General features: G+C 66.5%; 15 protein-coding genes. 6 read left to right on the top strand and 9 right to left on the bottom strand.

The window, feature by feature from the left end; genetic code table 11:
- Window positions 1-2: 2 nt before the first annotated feature.
- A complete protein-coding gene (locus RSO01_RS35895; RefSeq protein ID WP_147155419.1) occupies window positions 3-3362 on the bottom strand; it encodes a hypothetical protein in 3360 nt (1119 codons plus the stop codon).
- Window positions 3363-3556: 194 nt separating this feature from the next.
- Here RSO01_RS35895 and RSO01_RS35890 point away from each other — a divergent pair, with 194 nt between their 5' ends.
- Window positions 3557-4816: an MFS transporter gene (locus tag RSO01_RS35890; protein ID WP_147155418.1), complete on the top strand. Its 1260-nt coding sequence runs from the start codon at window positions 3557-3559 to the stop codon at window positions 4814-4816.
- A gap of 59 nt (window positions 4817-4875) precedes the next feature.
- On the opposite strand, the gene RSO01_RS35885 is transcribed toward RSO01_RS35890, so the two are convergent.
- The 3 genes from RSO01_RS35885 to RSO01_RS35875 form a co-directional block, all read right to left on the bottom strand.
- A complete protein-coding gene (locus RSO01_RS35885) occupies window positions 4876-5958 on the bottom strand; it encodes a PLP-dependent cysteine synthase family protein (protein ID WP_147155417.1) in 1083 nt (360 codons plus the stop codon).
- 44 nt (window positions 5959-6002) lie between these two features.
- Window positions 6003-6668, bottom strand: a complete 666-nt coding sequence (locus tag RSO01_RS35880; protein ID WP_147155416.1) for a class I SAM-dependent methyltransferase — start codon at window positions 6666-6668, stop codon at window positions 6003-6005.
- Between the two features lie 99 nt (window positions 6669-6767).
- Window positions 6768-7742 carry a hypothetical protein gene (locus RSO01_RS35875; protein ID WP_147155415.1) on the bottom strand — a complete coding sequence of 325 codons (975 nt, stop codon included), beginning with the start codon at window positions 7740-7742 and terminating at the stop codon, window positions 6768-6770.
- 76 nt (window positions 7743-7818) lie between these two features.
- Here RSO01_RS35875 and RSO01_RS35870 point away from each other — a divergent pair, with 76 nt between their 5' ends.
- Entirely contained in the window at window positions 7819-8394 is a 576-nt protein-coding gene (locus tag RSO01_RS35870) for a TetR/AcrR family transcriptional regulator (protein WP_147155414.1), read from the top strand.
- An 88-nt stretch (window positions 8395-8482) separates the two neighbouring features.
- Here the strand turns inward: RSO01_RS35870 and RSO01_RS35865 are convergent, their stop codons facing one another.
- Window positions 8483-9904 (bottom strand): M20 family metallopeptidase, encoded by a 1422-nt coding sequence (locus RSO01_RS35865; RefSeq protein WP_147155413.1) that lies wholly within the window; start codon window positions 9902-9904, stop codon window positions 8483-8485.
- Between the two features lie 201 nt (window positions 9905-10105).
- Here RSO01_RS35865 and acpP point away from each other — a divergent pair, with 201 nt between their 5' ends.
- The gene (acpP, locus tag RSO01_RS35860) at window positions 10106-10432 is read left to right on the top strand and encodes an acyl carrier protein (RefSeq protein WP_147155412.1); all 327 of its coding nucleotides are present in this window, start codon (window positions 10106-10108) and stop codon (window positions 10430-10432) included.
- A 144-nt stretch (window positions 10433-10576) separates the two neighbouring features.
- On the top strand, window positions 10577-11071 hold the full coding sequence (locus tag RSO01_RS35855) for a hypothetical protein (RefSeq protein WP_170303614.1): 495 nt from the start codon (window positions 10577-10579) through the stop codon (window positions 11069-11071).
- Window positions 11072-11138: 67 nt separating this feature from the next.
- On the opposite strand, the gene RSO01_RS35850 is transcribed toward RSO01_RS35855, so the two are convergent.
- Together RSO01_RS35850 and RSO01_RS35845 are read right to left on the bottom strand one after the other, a co-directional pair.
- Entirely contained in the window at window positions 11139-11348 is a 210-nt protein-coding gene (locus RSO01_RS35850) for a hypothetical protein (protein WP_147155410.1), read from the bottom strand.
- A gap of 9 nt (window positions 11349-11357) precedes the next feature.
- Window positions 11358-12755 carry a hypothetical protein gene (locus tag RSO01_RS35845; protein ID WP_147155409.1) on the bottom strand — a complete coding sequence of 466 codons (1398 nt, stop codon included), beginning with the start codon at window positions 12753-12755 and terminating at the stop codon, window positions 11358-11360.
- Window positions 12756-13095: 340 nt separating this feature from the next.
- On the opposite strand from RSO01_RS35845, the gene RSO01_RS47805 reads away from it, so the two are divergent.
- Both RSO01_RS47805 and RSO01_RS35835 read left to right on the top strand, forming a co-directional pair.
- Complete coding sequence (locus RSO01_RS47805) at window positions 13096-13497, top strand: VanZ family protein (RefSeq protein WP_170303613.1); 402 nt, start codon at window positions 13096-13098, stop codon at window positions 13495-13497.
- A 13-nt stretch (window positions 13498-13510) separates the two neighbouring features.
- Window positions 13511-15793, top strand: coding sequence for a molybdopterin-containing oxidoreductase family protein (locus RSO01_RS35835; protein WP_170303612.1), 2283 nt, complete (start codon window positions 13511-13513; stop codon window positions 15791-15793).
- On the opposite strand, the gene RSO01_RS35830 is transcribed toward RSO01_RS35835, so the two are convergent.
- Both RSO01_RS35830 and RSO01_RS47800 read right to left on the bottom strand, forming a co-directional pair.
- A complete protein-coding gene (locus RSO01_RS35830) occupies window positions 15785-16645 on the bottom strand; it encodes a hypothetical protein (RefSeq protein ID WP_147155406.1) in 861 nt (286 codons plus the stop codon). The two genes, RSO01_RS35835 and RSO01_RS35830, sit on opposite strands and share 9 nt — an antisense overlap.
- A 300-nt stretch (window positions 16646-16945) precedes the next feature.
- Entirely contained in the window at window positions 16946-17149 is a 204-nt protein-coding gene (locus tag RSO01_RS47800) for a GMC oxidoreductase (RefSeq protein WP_170303611.1), read from the bottom strand.
- Between the last annotated feature and the right edge of the window lie 171 nt (window positions 17150-17320).

Raw genomic sequence — 17320 nt, 5'->3', positions numbered from 1 at the left:
GCTCACACGAACCAGTCGTGCAGGGCGAGCTTCATGGTCATGTCGTTGTAGTCGAAGTCGGCGCCGCGCTGCGCGGTGTTGTCCTCGAAGCCGAAGGTATTGGCGCCGAAGTTGCGGATGTGCGTGCGGCCGTCGGCGTTGGCAATGCTGCCGGCCGACTGGTCGAGGGTGAAGATCTCGCCGAACGGGTCGACCAGCACCGGCGCGTAGTAGCCGCTCTCGCCCTGCACCGTCCAGGTCTCGCGCGCCGTGCCGGTCGAATGGCCGTGCGTCGAGTCGAACTCCCAGTTGGCCTGGACGGCGTTGCGGAAGGCATCGGTGTTGCCGTAGGCCACGCCGCCCACCGACCACTGGCCGGGATTGGCGGGATTCATGTCGACGCGCACGAAGTGCAACGTGTTGGTGAAGTCGCCGCTCCACGCCAGGCTGACATTCACCGCCGTGCCCTTTTCCAGGTAGACCCAGGGATGGTCGCTGGCGCGCTGCGCGCCCGCCAGCACCGCCGAGGAATCGAGGGTGTTGTTGACCTGGGCGCTGAGATCGATATGGCCGAAGCGGTCGTCGATCGAGACCGCGAGCTGGCCGTTGCTGCCGCGGACATGGACGTCGGGATTGAGGTCGACCTGGCCGTTGCCGGCGATCACCGCGAACTTCAGGTTGTCGCCAACCGGCAGGTAGACCGCCTGCTTGCCCTTGAAGAAGGCGTTGCCGTTGTCGGCCGCGACCCCGCCGATCTTGGCCAGCGCCGCATCGTCGATCGACGTCGCGATGCCTGAGCCGTCGCGCTTCAGCATGTTGCCGTTGAGATCCGTGGCGTAGGCTACCACGGTGGCGTTGGGCATGGTCGAGCCGGTGTTCAGAAGCTCGATCCAGTTGCCCTGGGTGGCCGAGCCGGCCTGGGTCAGGGTGAGCCCGTGCCCGTCGGCCGACGAGCCGAGGCTGAGCGTGTCGAGATTGACGGTGAAGGTGACGGCCTGGCTGGTCGTGTAGACCGGGTTGTTGAGGTCGAGGTCGCTCGCGAAATACTGCTTCATCACGGCGCTGTAGGTGCCGTTGCCGAGCTCGGCGCCGAGCCCGGTCGTCCAGTCGCCGTGCCGGTTCGCCTGGGTGAACAGCGGCGTGAAGATCCAGTCGTCGTGGCTGGTGTCGGCGAGCTCGATCTTGGCGATGCGCCCGGGCAGCAGATAGTTGCCGCCCGCCGTGTTGAAGCTGAAGGCGAAGTCACCGTGCTTGAGGGCGGAGAGGTCGCCCGCCGCCACGAAGCTCGAGCCCGCGAACGAGCCGACCATCGGCGCCGCCGGCGCCGGCGGCGGCGGGAGGGTGGGCGGCGATTGGGTCGGGGTGAACGGATTGGGCGGGCCTTCGCTCGGCGGCAGCGCGCCGGTCGAGGGCATGAAGGTCGCCGGGTCGTAGGTTATCGACCCGCCGTTGGCCATGTTCAGGCCGACATTGCCGGGCCCGTAGTTGGTGACCGCCACGCCGTGGTCGGCGATGACGCTGGAGAAGATTCCGCCGGTCGTCGTGCCGTAGAAGTTGTAGGTCGAGAGCGTCGTGACGTCGCCGTAGGCCAGCTGGTACCAGGCCGGGCTGCCGTCGGCGGTGATCGGCACGTTCTGGATATCGAAGAAGCCCGCCTGGCCGCCGGCGTTGCCGGGCACCAGCTGCCAGCGCTGGTCCGGCGCCGCCGACGCGTCGTAGTTCAGCGTGTAATAGTACCAGTCACCGGTCGCCAGCCGGAGCGACACGAAATTGTCGGACCCCGCCTGCGGATCGCCCGGCGCGTAGAAGCGGAAGGAGATCGGCGTCGAATTGTCGGGCGCCAGGACGGTGCTGCCGATCGCGAAGTTGAAGGTGAATTGCAGCTGGTTGGTGCTGGTTGTCGTCGCCGCCAGGTAGCTGCTCCCGGTTGGCGCCACGTAGCCGGTATTGCCGGTCGCGAAGCTCGACGACGGCGGCGTCTCGCCGAGGTCGTAGAGCGTGATGTTGATGGTCGAGACGTTGGCCGGTGTCGTGATCGTGCTGTCCCACAGGCTCACTGCCGGGCTGACGCCGCCGCCGTTGGAGATCAGGTCGGTGTAGGAATAGCCGTAAGCGTTGCTGTTCTGGAAGAACTCCGCGGCGTAGGGGTCGTAGTAGCGGTTCTGCCCGGTCGCCGTGCCGATGCCGGTGCCCAACGCGTTCGAATAGCCGATCGACGGGTTGAGGATGGCGTTGTAGGCGTAGTTTGCGTTCCAGTTCCAGGTCTGGCTGAGGTCGAGCGTGCTGCTGTCGAGCGGGTTCACCGAGTTGCCGGTGCCGCCCCAGAAGCCCGCATCGAAGCCGGCGACGAAATACTTGGCGACCGCGCCCGCGGCATTGTTGGGCGTGAAGGTGTTGTAGACGGTCGACGGCCCGGTCATCGAGCCCGAGTAGACTGTGAGCGTCCCGCCCTGCAGGTAGATATTGTCGATCAGCGACTGCAGCGGGATGTTGATGTAGTCGGTCGACGCCACCGCCTGGATCGCCGTGCTGGTGGTGGGGACCAGCCAGAACGAAGTCGTCGAGGCATCGTACTGCACCGTGTAATCGCACAGCGCCGCCTGCGGCTGCAGCGAGGAGCCGTTGAAGGTGGTGACGATCTCGAGGGTGCTGTTGGTCACCCAGCTGGCGAACGCGTTGGCGTAGGCCGTCCAGTCGCTCGCCGGGATCGGGTTGGTCGTATAGCCGGGCTGCGAGCTGAGCGGGAAGTTGTTGCCCGGCATCACGAGGTCGCGCAGCTCGTTGAGCGGCGTGTTGGCCGGATAGTCGATGCCCGACGGCGGCGCGGGACCGACCGTGCTCGGGCTCGTCGTCTCGAACGACTGGTTCTGAGAGCCCGCCGGCGAGAAGCCGATGACGTTGTTTTCGATCGTGCTGCCGCTGGCATTGTAGCCGCGCGTGGCGCTGCCCGAGCCGTAGACGATCTCCATCGTCATGGTCGAACCGAACTCGCCGATGTCGGAGATGTCGGCGACGTCCGACGCCGAGCCCGACAGCGTCGCCTCGATGAGGTCGAATCGGTAATTGCGGGTCTGCGCATCGACCGAGGTGATGTCGCCGACCTGGGTGATCTCCGTGAGCAGGTCGGAGGTGCCGCCGGCGCCGGTCTGCTGGACGACGACGAAGATCCGTCCTGACGAGAAGGTCGCGTCGGAGGCCGTGGTCAGGTCGATGGAGGTGGTGGCGGTTGCGACGCCGTTGTCGACCAGCGTGATGGCGCCGCCCGGGATCAGGCTGCTGCCCTCGAAGGCGAAGGCATAGGCGTAGACCCCGTTGCCCGAGCCGCCGCTGGTGAGATTGCCCAGTAAGGTCGAGCTGAGCGTGAAGTTCATTGTCGTCGACATCACGCCCTCACGCTGTACTCCACCTTCCGACTCTAGAAATCGGCGTATCCCGCGGCAACACCGATCGGTGCGCTAAACGGCGCATGCGGCAGAAAACTCGGTGAACCGGCCGCGCTCGGCCGGCTGTTGCGTCGGTCCGGCGCCCACGACCATGATGCGCGAGCCCGAGGCCCGGGGAAGGGAGATCCGTTCGTATGTCGGCAACGCAGACGCCGCGCCTGATGGCCGCCGGCGCCATCGGCAACCTGCTCGAGTGGTACGACTTCGCCGTCTACGGCTATTTCGCCGCCGCGATCGGCCGCGCCTTCTTCCCCGAGCAGGACAAGGTCGCCCAGGTGCTGTCGGCGTTCGGCGTGTTTGCCGTCGGATTCATGATGCGGCCGATCGGCGGCGCGCTGTTCGGCCATGTCGGCGATCGCCTCGGCCGCTCGACCGCGCTCACGCTGTCGGTGATGGCAATGGCCGTGCCGACCTTCCTGATCGGCGTGCTGCCGGGCTACGCCACGCTCGGTCTCGCGGCGCCTGTTCTGCTCACCTTGCTGCGCATGGTGCAGGGCCTGTCGGTCGGCGGCGAATACACCACCTCCATCGTCTTCCTGGTCGAAAGCGCGCGGCCCGAGCGGCGGGGCATCGTCGGCGCTGTGGCCGACCTGGGGGCGGTCTCCGGCATCCTGCTGGGCTCGGCGACCGGCGCTGTCCTCGAATGGGTCATGCCGGCGCAGGCGGTCGACGACTGGGGCTGGCGCATTCCTTTCTGGATCGGCCTCTTCGTCGGCGGCGCGGGCCTGGTGCTGCGCCGCGGCTTCGGCCAGGCCGAGGAAGCGCCCCGTCCGTCACGGCGCCCGCCGCTGGTGGCGACCTTCACCGGCCACTGGCGCGTGCTGCTCTATCTTGCCGGCGTATCGGTGTTCGGCGCGGTCGGCTTCTACCTGATGTTCGTCTACATCGTGAGCTGGCTGCAGTTCGTCGACGGCATCGCGCCGGCGCAAGCCCTCACCATCAACACCGCCAGCATGGTGCTGCTGATCCCGGTCGAGATCGGCCTGGCCACGCTGTCCGACCGCATCGGGCAACGGGCCGTTCTGCTCGCCGTCACGGGCCTCTCGGTCGTCGCCGCCTGGCCGATGTTCTGGCTGATGCACGGCCATCAGGAATGGATGGTCCTGGCCGGCCAGCTCGGCTTCGTCGTCCTGATCGGTGGCTACTACGGCTGCTTGCCCGCCTTCATGGTCGGCGTTGTGGCGCGCGACGTGCGCTGCACGGCCATCGCCATGGGCTACAACGTGGCGGTCGGGCTGATCGGCGGTTTCAGCCCGCTCGTCGCCACGTGGCTCGTCCAGCGCACCGACAACGATTACAGCCCGGCCTTCATGATCATGGCGGCCGGGGCGATTTCGTTCCTGGTGCTGTTGCTGGGGATGCGCCGACAAGCCTCGCTGTCATCCCGAGCGTAAGCGAGGGACCTTTACTGTTGCCCAAAGGCCCCTCGCTGCGCTCGGGGTGACAGCCTTCGTTACGCCGCCGGCATCTGATACCCCGGCGTCGACTTGGAGATGCGCGTCTCTTCCTCGTCCATGCCCTCGGCGATGCCTTCGAACATCGGCGTCGAGAGGTAGCGCTCGCCGGTGTCGGGCAGCATGGCCAGGATCACCGATCCGGCGGCGGCCTTCTCCGCCACCTGCATCGCCACGGCGAAGGTCGAGCCGCCGGAGATGCCGGTGAAGATGCCTTCCTTCTGCGCCAGCAATCGCGCCCACTTCACGCCCTCGGGCCCGGCGATCGCCACGCGCTCGTTGAAGTACTTCTTGTCGAGCGCTTCCTGCAGCACCAACGGAATGAAATCCGGCGTCCAGCCCTGGATGAGATGCGGCTCGAAGGCGGGATGGCTGACGGCGGGCGAGCCGTCGGCGCCGCGCTCCTGCGCCTTGCCGCTGCCGACCAGCTGGGCGTTGGCTGGCTCGCACAGCACGATCTTGGTCTCGGGCCGCTCGACGCGCAGCACCCGCGCCACGCCGGCCAAAGTGCCGCCGGTGCCGTAGCCGGTGACGAACCAGTCGAGCCGCTCGCCCTTGAAGTCGGCCAGGATCTCGCGCGCCGTCGTCGCCTCGTGGATCTCGGCATTGGCCGGCGTCTCGAACTGGTGCGCCAGGAACCAGCCGTTGGCCGTCGCCAGCTCGACCGCCTTCTGGTACATGCCCAAACCCTTCGCGGCGCGCGGCGTCAGCACGACCTTGGCGCCCAGCATGCGCATCAGCTTGCGGCGCTCGATCGAGAAGCTGTCGGCCATGGTCACGACCAGGGGATAGCCCTTCTGCGCGCACACCATGGCGAGCCCGATGCCGGTGTTGCCGCTGGTCGCCTCGACCACGGTCTGGCCCGGCTTCAGCGTGCCGTTGCGCTCGCCGGCCTCGATGATGTTGACCGCGAGCCGGTCCTTGACCGACGAGGCCGGATTGAACGCCTCGGCCTTGACGTAGAGCCGCACGCCCTTGGGTGCGAGGTTGTTGACCCGGATGCACGGCGTGTCGCCGATCGTGTCGAGCACGCTGTCGAACAGGCGCCCGCGCCCGGCCGTGGTCCTGACTTTTCCGCTCATGATGGATCGCCCCCAGTTCTGCTGGCTAGTTCTACCGGCCGGGACTATCCCACGAGGCGCCCATTCGACAAACGTCGTTCAGCAGCGGGGGGCTGAGCGTGGTGGCCGTTGATGGCGTGGTTGGGTTGCCGCGGCGTCGGCAGGCGATAGCTCCAGATCGCCATCGGCGGCACGTTGCGCCATTCCCGCCCGACGAAAGTGGCGTCGAGCTGCGGCGGGCTTCTGCCCGGATCGACCGGCGACTTGAAGCCGTAGGTGTACTGGATGATGGCGCCGCCATGCGGCATCGCCCGGAAGGCGTCGCTGTAGCAGCGGATGGCCGCCGCCGGCGCCACGGCGCGCATCGGCAGTCCGCTCAGCACGACAGAGACCGAAGCGATGCCCGCCTCCGTCAGCAACCCTGCAATGTCCAGCGCATCGCCCTGCAGCACGGCGAGCCCGCGGAACCGGCGCTCCAAGGTGCGGCAGAGATCCGCATCGCGTTCGACGGCGACGAGCCGGTCGACGGCGCATCCGGCGTCGATCAGCGCCTGCGTGACCGCGCCGGCGCCGGCGCCCAGCTCGAGCACCGGTCCGCCGCCGTCGATCGCGGCATCGAGCGTGGCCTGCGCCAGCCGGCGCGCGGTCCACGGGCTGCTGGGGAAGGGCAATCCGACCGCTACCGGATCGCGCGACCAGCCACGAAAGAAGGGGAGGGCGTTGTTCGGCATCGGCGAATCCGTTTTGCAACGCCGATGAGCCGCGAGCGGTTGCGCGGGGTCAGGGCGCCTTCGGGTCCGACCAATATTGCCGCTCAGCGCTGTGGGTGGTCAAACCGCCGGCTTGGGCAGGATGTTCATGCGCTGCCGCACCTCGTCGATCGGCATCTCGATCCAGGCCCAGTAGTCCCACTTGTCCGTCAGGTCGATGTTGACCTTCGAGCCGCGCTCGATCGCGGCCAGCATGAGCTCGGCCACGCCGGGCTTGCCGAGCACGCCCACGGTCACGAAAGGGTCGTTGGTCGGGCGCATCTGCACGCCGGCGCTGAAGATCATCACCGAGAACAGCGCGATATAGATCGGCCGTTCCTTCTTGAAGCCCGCCGAGAAGGAAGCGACCTGGATCTCGCCCTCCGGCTCGGTGCTGTAGCCGCCCAGCAGGTGGCAGAAATCGTGGTACAGCCCCGCTTCCGGGAAGCCGGCGGGCTCGCCCGGCACGGCAAAGCCGTGCTGGTTGTAGAAGTCGATCAGGCCGCGGCCCAGCGTGCCCTCGGGCAGCTTCTCCCAGGCGCGATAGCGCGCGGCGAGCGCCTTGTCCTCGATGATGCCGCGCATCGTCAGCACGCTCTTGGCGAAGCCGAGCGGGCCTTTCTGCTCGAGCTGGTTCTTGAAGATGTCCTTGATGTGGCCGCGCCGCAGGAAGTCGAGCTTGGCCAGCAGCATGTGGCCGTCGGCCATCAGGCGGAGGTCGGTGATCTCGGGCGTGGCGATGCCGAGGGCGCCCGCGAATTCCTCGACCTTGGCGACGGTCTCGCGCGACGGCACGCCGTCGGCCAGCGAGCTGACCAGCATGCCGTTGACGAACTGCGCGCGCAGCTGGGCGCCGGGGAAGCCCTTGGCGAGCTCGGTTGCGCCGACCGGCGGCAGGGCGTCGATGTCGTACTGGGTGTGCAGGATCATCTTCTGCGCCGCTTCCATCAGCGCGCGTGCCCCCGGGCGGATCGCGCCGTCCGTCGACGCGACCGTTTTCATGGCGCGCAGGCCCAGCAGGGCGGCGGCGGGATCGGGCTGAATGAGACGCATCATGACCTCCCATAAGTCAACGAACGTTGACATATGCGCTTGGCTTGCGTTTGTCAACAGACGTTGGCATTTAGGACAAATGCCTGATAGGCCGGCCAAAACCGCCAAGTCGCAACGGACCCGCGCGGCCATCCTCAAGGCGGCGCAGGAGCTGTTTGCCGAGCAGGGCTATGAGCGGGCGACGCTGCGCGACATCGCCGCCCGGGCGGCCATCGATCCGGCGATGGTGATCCGCTACTTCGGCAGCAAGGAGGGGCTGTTCGCCCGGGCCACCGCCTTCGACCTCAAGCTGCCGGACCTGACCGCCGTCCCGACCGACGACATCGGCGCGACCCTGGTGGCGCATTTCGTCGACGTCTGGGAGGGCTCGCTCAGCAACGGCAGCCTGATCAGCCTTCTGCGCGCCGCCGCATCGAGCGACGACGCGGCCAACGCCATCCGCATGATCTTCGGCGGCCAGGTCGTGCCCATGCTGGCGCGCGTGGTCCCGCCGATGGAGCTGCCGATGCGCGCCGGCCTGGTGGCGACCCAGATCATGGGGCTGGCGGTCACGCGCTATATCCTGAAGGTCCCGCCGGTCGTCGCCATGGACCGCGCCCAGCTCGTAAAGCTGCTCGGGCCGACGATGCAGCGCTACGTCGTCGGCAAGCTTTAAGGATCATGGTCTTCCGGACCGCGAGCCTCCGGCTCGCTCATGATTCATGAGCGAGCCGGAGGCTCGCGGTCCGGAAGAGTATGAGTCTCTAGCTCTTCGCCCTCTCGTAATGCGCCGCGATCAGTCGCGCCGTCGCCATCGTCACGCGCTTGCCCGTCGGGATGTGCAGGAATTCGTTGGGCCCGTGCGCGTTCGAATGCGGGCCCAGAACGCCGGTGATGACGAACTGCGTGCCCGGGAACTTCTCGCCCAGCATGCCCATGAACGGGATCGAGCCGCCTTCGCCCATGTAGGCCGCCGGATTGCCGAACGCTTCCTGCGAGGCCTGCGCCACCGCCTTCTCGAGCCAGGGTGCGAGCGGCGGCGCGTGCCAGCCGCTCTGTCCCTCCCAGCCGTCGAACACGACCTCCGCGCCGTGCGGCGGATCGGCCTCCAACGTGCGCTTCATCGCCTGCACCGCGGCCTTGGCATCGAGCGTCGGCGGCGTGCGCAGGCTGAGCTGCGCCGTCGAGTAGGGCAGCAGCACGTTGCCGGCATCGCCCGGTGCGGGATAGCCGTCCATGCCGATCACCGCGAGCTGCGGCCGCCAGGTGCGGTTCAGCACCATCTGGCCCAAGTCGTCGGCCATCGGCCGCGTCGATCCGGCGAACGGGAACTTGGCGTGCACCTGCTCGCCCAGCACCGCGGCCGCCGCCTTGGCCTGCTCGATGCGCTGCGGCGGGATCTGGACGTAGAGGTCGGGCAGCTTGATCTCGCCCGTCATCTCGTCCTCCAGCCGCGACAGCAATCCGCGCGCGATGCGGAAGGAGGAGGGCACGATGCCCGACGCGTCGCCCGAATGGACGCCCTCGGTCAGCACCCGCACGGTCAGCGTGCCGCCGGCGATGCCGCGCAGCGACGTCGTCAGCCACAGCCGGTCCCAGTCGCCGCAGCCCGAATCGAGGCAGACCACCAGCGACGGCTTGCCGATCCGCGTCATCAGGTGATCGACGTAGAACGGCAGGTCGTAGCTGCCGCTCTCCTCGCAGGCCTCGATCATGATGACGCAGCGGCCGCGCGGCACCTTCTGCTCCTGGAGCGCCCGCAAGGCGCACAGGCAGGCATAGATCGCATAGCCGTCGTCGGCGCCGCCGCGGCCGTACAGCTTGTCGCCCTTGCGCACCGGGATCCACGGACCCGTGCCCTCGGCCCAGCCCTTCATCTCGGGCTGCTTGTCGAGATGGCCGTAGAGCAGCACGGTGTCGTCGCTGTCGCCCGGCACTTCTATGAAGATCAGCGGGGTGCGCCCCTCCAGCCGCACCACTTCCAGGGTGGCGCCGGGGAACGCCGCCAGGTGCGGCTCGGCCCATGCCACCATCAGCTTGACGGCGTCCTCCATGTAGCCGTGCGCGACCCAGTCGGGATCGAAATGCGGCGACTTGTTGGGGATGCGGATGTACTCGGTGATCGAGGGCAGGATGGAATCGTCCCAGAAGGGATCGACGAACTGTTTCAGGCGGTGGGTGTCCATGGCGGCATGCTAAAGCGTTTCCCGAAATGGCGGAACCGCGGGCGGTTCCGCCATATCGGGAAAGCGCTGCCGAACCTGTGTCCCGAGTGCCACAGCCGAGCGCAAAGTGCGAAACATCGATGACGATCACACCTCCCGCGCGACGACGGGCGTATACGGAACAAACGGGCCTTGTGGGGGGCTCAGCTTGGGAGCGTAGCGGTGAGTGACATCGGTTCGCAGGTCAGGGAAATCCTCGCTTTTCATCTCGGCATCGACGGTTCGCAGCTCAGCGACGACACCCGGTTCCAGGACCTGGGCGCCGACAGCCTCGACGTGGTCGAGATCGTCATGTCCTGCGAGGAACGGTTCAGCGTCGAAATCCCCAACCGCGAGGCAACCAGCCTCGCCACCGTGGGCGACGCCATGCGGTGTGTCGAAGCCCAGCTCGCGGCGGTCGCGGCCGCCCAGCTGGCAGCCGAGAAGTTCTCGGCGGCCAGGCCGGCAAGCCGCACCCGTCGCCTGCGTGCGGCTCTTACGGCCAAGTGACGGACGGGCGTCAGAGGAAATAGTCCACCCGGCGCCTCGGCCTGCCGTTGCCGTTCGTCGGCATGGGGCCGGAAGGTGCTACAGAGAACCGTCGGCGCGCCCGTCATGCGCCTCATGCGGTCCCGCGGGCCGGGCGTTCACAGGATGGCGATGTCCGGTCTGGCTGCCTTTTCTGTCCTGGTCATCGTGCTGATGACATCGGCCTGCGTCGCTGCGTTTCCCGAGCTGCGTCGGCGGCCGATCCCGCGCTGGCGCTTGGCTGTGCCGTCATTGCTGATCGCCGCCGCGACGCTCGTGCTGCTCTACCTGCCGCCCTCCAACGACCTCCGCGAGCCCCAGGTCTGGATGATGGCCCTGGTGGCGGCCGTGCTCGGGCTCGCGCGCGGCACCCTGATCGGCCTGCAGGTCGACCAGGGCGCAGGCCGGCTGCTGCTGTCGCGGGCACCTGAGGGCTTCTGGATCGCGGTTGCCGCGGCGCTGCTCGTAGCGGGCGATCTGGTCGCCGAGCCGCTTGGCCATGTCGGGGCGTCGTTCAGCAAGACCGTCGAGCTGGCGCTGGCGATCCTGGCGAGCTTCCTGATCGGGCGGAACATGACGCTGGTGATGCGCAGCCGCGACACGCCGCACCGCGATCTGTAAGGGGACGGTCCTCCCCATCGCGGATTGCGCGATGGGCGAAGGCTCACGGCGTCGATCTCGGCGTCCTTCAGGGCGCCGAGCGCTGCCGGTTCCCATGAGGAAGGAGCTTCGACTGGACGAAGCTGAAGACGAACCAGACGGCCAGGAAAGCGAGGCACTCCAGCGCGAAGCTCTTGAACTTGAAGAACAGCTCCGCGATCACGAAGGCGAGCAGGAACGGGACCGCTTCCTGCTTGAGCGCCACCCGGACACCGAGATCCTTGATCAGCGAGAACATCGGCCGCTCCTATGTCAGATCGATCGAGGCGATCGCGTTGCACCATTGCGAGGTCGTATCGCCGCCTTGCAGCACGAACTGGTTGATCGCCCAGACCCGGCGCGGAAACCGCGGATCGGGATCGGGGCAGATCGTCGAATAGTCGCCCCAGCGTATCGCCGTGCCCTGCGTGACATAGTTGCCGACCTGGCCGGCTTTCAGCGGCACGACTGTGTAGGTGCCGCCGCCCGACCCGTTCTCGCGCACCAGGGCGGCATAGGCGCCGAGATTGCCGCACGCGGGGTTGTTGGGATCCTGCGGCGTCGAATAGTCGCCCGAGCGCGACAGGCACACGATCGTGTAGTCGCCCTTGCCCAGCGACAGGATCGACGGATTGAAGTGGTCGTAGCTCTGCTGGAAGATGTCGCCCGAGGCCACCAGCCCCGGCATCCGGCTCACCGGATCGATGTAGAGGTGGTACCAGCGGACGGCGAGCGAATTGTACTGCTGGTTGAGCACGGTATGCGCCGCCCAGATGTCGAAGCCGGTGCCGCCCGTCGGCGCCGCGACGATGCCGGTCTGATCGAACATCACGTTGCTGTTCTGGAACGGCTGCTTCACCCGGTAGCCGCGGCTGACCGGCACGAACGGCGGCACGTCGATCGTGCCGTGGCTCAGGATCGTCCCGAACTGCGGCGAGATCAGCGAGAAGGTGAGGCGGCGGTTGGTGGCCGTATCGACGCCGATGGCCGTGCAATAGGGCCATCCCGCGCGGCTGCGATCGATCATGGGAAAGAGATTGTCACCGTACTCGTTCTTCGGCAGCGGGCCGGTGACCTTGACGTCGCCGAGCTGGGGCGGCCAGGCGAGCGCCTGCGCGCGCGGGATGAAGGCGATCTGCGGCCATCGGTCGTCGCCCGGCACCGGCGGCCCGCCATAGTTCACGCCGATGTAGACCCCGTTCAGGTCGCAGCCCAGCATGGTGAAATCGTTGCCGGGAAGATCGAACGCCGCGCCCTTCCAGTTGCCCACCCGGGGATCGGCCGTCGGATCGTTGGGATTGGTCGTCGCGACCAGCACGCGATAGCCGATGTTGATCTGGACCGCGAGCCACTGCCCGTTCCGCCCGGCGTCGGGGATGAACACGATGCGCGGATCGACGATCAGCGAGGGATCGGCGACTCCGGCGGCCTGCCAGAAGGCGGTGTCGCTGACACGGTTGCCGACCACGTTGCCTGTCTGCTTGTCGTAGACCGAGAAGGCGTCGTTGATGAATTCGACGAACCAGGTGTTGTTGACCGCGCCGTTGCAGTCCGGCGTGAACGACACGCCGCCGACCTGCTTCTGCTGTGCGCTGTTGATGCCGTTGAAGCACCTGATGGTGGGGGTGCCGGCCTGTGCGCCGGGGGCGTCCTTGACGTCGGACATGTCGATGCCTCCTCGTTTCGAGGGTTGCTCTGCAGTTGCAGGCGTTCTCATCCGCTGCCGACGACCGCCCGATCATGGCGCGGCGGGCTGCATTCAGGCTGACAATGTCTGATCGACCGGACGCCGCGACCGTGGGCTCGGCGCGCTCTGGTTGCAATCTGCATTCATGCACATTCCCACGCTGACAACGAGTCGCAGCGCCTGGGCAAGCGCCGGTTTGTGGCAGGGCAGTGACCGGGCTGCGGCTCTTCCGTTTCAGGCACGACTTGATCATTCGATTTCAGCCGCCGGTTGATGCCTGCTGGCGGGACACATCGAGGAAACGACAGTGCATCGACTCTTGATCGGGAAGACGTGTTCGATTGGCTTCAGCGTCGCATTCACTGCCTGCATCGCCGCACTCGCCGCCCTGGCATGGCTTCCCGCCGGCGCGGTGACGCGCACCGCGCTCGGTGGCCACGCCGAGCATTTCGTCGCCTGGCTGGGCACGGCGATCGTCATGGGACTGGCATGCCCGGGAAGGCCTCGGCCGGCGACGCAGGCCGTCCTGCTGATCGTCTATGCCGCCGTCCTCGAGGCGGGGCAGCTCCAGGCGTCCGGCCGCCACGCCTCGCTGCATGACTTCGCGTTCAGCGCCGCCGGCGTGGCGACGGGCGTCCTCGGTCTCTGCCTCGTGCGGGTCCGCCTGGCGGCCGCCCTACCGTTCGTCGCCCGCCGAAGGGACGGCGCCGTCCGCTCCTGATACAGTCGGGCCCATGCCCGACACGATCTACCAGAACCCGCGCCCCGCCGGCCGCAAAGGCGAAGTGGTTGTCACCAGCACCTGCGGCCACAATTGCGGCGGCCGCTGCGCGGTCAACGCGCACGTCGTCGACGACCGCATCGTCAAGATCTCGACCGATCCGGCGCGCTGGCAGCCCGAGCTGCCGCCGCTGCACGCCTGCGCCCGCGGCGTCGGCCAGATCGAGCGCGTCTATCACAAGGAGCGTTTGCAATACCCGATGCGCCGCACCGGCCCGCGCGGTTCCGGGCAGTTCGAGCGCATCTCGTGGGACGAGGCGCTCGGCCACATCGCCAAGGAGATGCGCCGCATCCGCGACACCTACGGCAACGCAGCCTTCGTCGACCTGTCGCGCACCGGCAGCACCTCGGCGCTGCACACCACCTCGGGCCTGGCCAAGCGCTTCTTCTACAAGTTCGGCGGCTGCACCGAGCTCTGGTCCAACATGTCGGCCGAGGCCGAGGTCTTCGCCGTGCGCATGACCTTCGGCGCCAAGGCCGACTACAAGAGCGCCGGCCGCGAGCCCACCGACTACGTCAACTCCAAGCTGATCGTCATGTGGGGCTGGAGCCCGGCCGACGGCACCTTCGGCACCGGCACCTTCCAGTACCTTAAGGAAGCCAAGAGGAAGGGCGTACGCATCGTCGCCGTCGATCCCCGGCGCACCCGCACCAGCCAGGCGCTGGCCGACGAGCACGTCTTCATCAAGCCGTCGACCGACGCCGCCGCCCTCATCGCCATGGCCTACGTCATCGTCAGCGAGGGTCTGCACGACCAGCCCTACTGCGACCGCCACGTACTCGGTTTCGATGAGGAGGGCTTGCCCGCCAGCGCCCCGCGCGGCGGGTCGTACAAGGCCTACCTGCTGGGCGAGAGCGACGGCATCCCGAAGACTCCCGAATGGGCCCAGGAGCGCTGCGGCATCCCGGCCGAGACGATCCGCCGGTTGGCGATCGAGTTCGCCACGACCAAGCCCGCGGCGCTGCACTGCGGCTACGCCCCGGGCCGCACCGCCTACGGCGAGCAGTTCCACCGCGCCGCCTATGCGCTGGCGGCGATCACCGGCAACATCGGAATCGTCGGTGGCAATTCGGGCGTCAGCAATGGAGCCACCGGCCGCGCCGGCATCAAGGGACTGCCGACCGGCAGCAACCCGATCGACGCCAAGGTGGCGACGCCGCTGCTCGCCGACCTGCTCGAGAAGGGCAAAGCGGGCGGCTATCCCGCCGACATCAAGATGCTCTATTCGGCGGGCGGCAATCTCTTCAACCAGTGCCCCAACGCCAACAAGATGGCGAACTCGCTCGACGGCGTGGAGCTGATCGTGGCCCAGGACAATTTCCTGACGCCGACCGCGCGCCACGCCGACATCGTGCTGCCGGCCACGACCTTCTGGGAGCGCAATGACGTCCACACGCCGTGGGCCGGCGCCGGCCACTATGCGATCTACATGAAGCAGGCCATCCGGCCGATGTACGAATGCCGCGACGACCGCGCGATCTTCGCCGAGCTGGCCCAGCGGCTGGGCATCAACGACTACGACGACAAGTCCGAGGAGCAGTGGCTGCGCGACCTCACGAAGGACGCCGTCGACGACTTCGAGGCCTTCCGGGAAGCGGGCGTCGCCCGCTTCGCCGCGCCGAAGGACGCGGTGGCCTTCGCCGACCAGATCCGCGATCCCGACAGCCACAAGTTCACGACGCCATCGGGCAAGATCGAGATCTATTCGATGGCGATGGCCGCCAAGCCCGATCGCTACGGCCTCGGCGCCATGCCGCCGATCCCGACCTGGTTTGACCCGGTCGAGCCCGACGCGAAGTACCCGCTGATGCTGTGCAGCCCGAAGTCACGGGCGAGGACGCACTCGATCCACGGCAACCAGCCGCTGCTGGCGCGGGTGGATCCGGACGATGTGTGGATGAACCCGGCGGATGCCGGGGCGCGCGGGATCACGGATGGGCAGATGGTGCGCATCTTCAATGATCGCGGCGCGACACGGCTGTTGGCTAAGGTGACGCCGCGCATCGCGCAAGGCGTGGTCTCCATAAAAGAAGGGGCATGGTTTGGGCCGCGAGAGGACGGCACCGACGCCGCGGGATGCGCCAACGTATTGGCGGAGGATCGATCGGCGCGATGTGGGGCAACAACTTACAATACGAATCTTGTAGAGATCATCGCAGTCGATAGGTTGTCCGGCTGCACAATACGCGCGCACTACCCCAGTAGTATCGATGCCTCGAATAGCGGCTCAGTCTAGCAAATAACTCCTTTTGGCCGTGTCAATTAGGGCTTCCAAAGCATGAGCAAATTCTTGCCGAAGTTGATAGTTCTGCTGATCGACAGAAAGCCGCTGTAGCGCCCACATCATTTCCAGCTGCGCTAAATCAAGGTGAATTCGCATACGTCCATTTCCAGCAGTCATCTGCCTCTCTACGTCCTCGGGACGAGCGACGCTCGCAAGAGTGTCAGACAGGACGTCGACTGCACCTCGTATTGCGTTGATTACTTCACCGGCACTTCGATCGACATCGACGTCCGCGAGAAATTCCCCGCCGATCTCTTGGCGCGCTGGATCTACACTCTCAGCGAAGGCTGATCTGACTTCAATGCGAAGCTGAGTAACGCCCGCCTCGATTGATGGAGCAGCCATTGCCTTCGTAAGAGAAGCGTTTACCCCTCTTTGGGACGTAGCAGTCTCGAGAATCGCGTTTTGCAGATTCCGTTTGCCCCGCTTTTCTCGGGACTTGCACTCAACTACGAGACAAGTTTCGCTGTCCTTGGCGAAAACGCTAATCTCCCGCTCAGCGATCGGTCCATCGGGCCGCTTGTATCGAACTCTGAAATTCTGGTCGCTTAAAACGGGATAGCCAAGCTTGTGGAGGAGAGACCAGACGCGATCCTCAAGAATGGTGTCGTGCGTCTTGGCCTTTCTCAATTTCAGCTTGCTTGCACCGGACGAGAAAAGTTCCCAGCCTTTTGCTGCGTATTTTTCTTCTTCATTGGGATAGACCGTTACGAACTCAAACGAGTCTCGTCGCCGTCGCGCCTCCGCGCGAAGTTGATGGTCATCTTGGAATAGCGAAGACAGTCCTTCAACCTGAGCATCCATTAATCCGTCCCCCCCCCGCACGGATTTCGATGTTCCTCAAGAATATCTGCCCAATTGAGCCTTAGTTGCAAGGGCGATCAGTCCATCTATCAACCCAGTACACCCCAATTGCCATGCATCGGAGGGGCTCGCAAGCAGCAACAATCCTCAGGGGCATATTGAGGGCGCAGCTTTGTCTAGTTCGCCATCCCTCCGCACCTCGCGCGTCGATGCTGGGGCGATCCGGCACCTAGTCCGCGGGATCCGGTCCGATCAGGCGGAAAGCAGTCCGGGTAGCGGCGTCCGGATCGCCGGACTCGCTCATGCCGCGACGGCTTGAACGGTCGATGCCAACATCATCCGCGCGGCCTTCTCGCCGATCATGATTGACGGCGCATTGGTGTTGCCCGAGGTCATCAGCGTCGGCATGATCGAGGCATCGGCGCCGCGCAGCCCCGCCAGGATCGAGAGCAAAGTTAGATTCGGCTGAGACGTCATAATGGCCCGCCCCCCGTTGTTGAACATGCTCCTGAAGCAGGCGAGGGCGGGGAAGACCTAATGACGCCGCCCTAAGGTGCTTGATCCGTAGCCGTGCAGAAAAGGGCTAGCTTGTTGCCCAGCGGATCGCGCAGATAACCCACGAAGAAATTGCTGCTGTACTGGGCGCGGAAGCCCGGCGCGCCTTCGTCGGTGCCC

Origin of the sequence: Reyranella soli, assembly GCF_007992495.1 — a bacterium.
GTDB lineage: Bacteria > Pseudomonadota > Alphaproteobacteria > Reyranellales > Reyranellaceae > Reyranella > Reyranella soli.
Note: the sequence above shows the minus strand (reverse complement) of the source record. Positions and strands in the feature narration are given on the sequence as shown.